Here is a 255-nt window from a genome sequence, read left to right as displayed (position 1 = left end):
CTGTATCCAGAATGTTACCTGACAGACTCACATAATAGTAACTGTTGGCCGATAAGAGTGACTGTGGTGTGATTTCTACCGTTCGCAGATCATCCGCCAGATTTACCGTTGCTGGGAAGGCACTACCGTCATTGTCACGCATCACAATAAATTCATCGGTAATGGTAGTCTCATCCATATCCTGGTTATAAACGATACGCATAGTCGGATTCAGCGACACATTGGTTAAACCGTTACTCGGCAGATAAGCACTCG

1 protein-coding gene is annotated in these 255 nt (G+C 45.1%); it reads right to left on the bottom strand.

What is annotated here, in order from left to right; all coding sequences use genetic code 11:
* A partial coding sequence (locus tag ACOB80_RS20955; RefSeq protein WP_473167806.1) for an Ig-like domain-containing domain occupies positions 1-255 on the bottom strand: 255 nt, incomplete at both ends.

Source organism: Thalassotalea coralli, from assembly GCF_055786205.1.
Note: the sequence above shows the minus strand (reverse complement) of the source record. Positions and strands in the feature narration are given on the sequence as shown.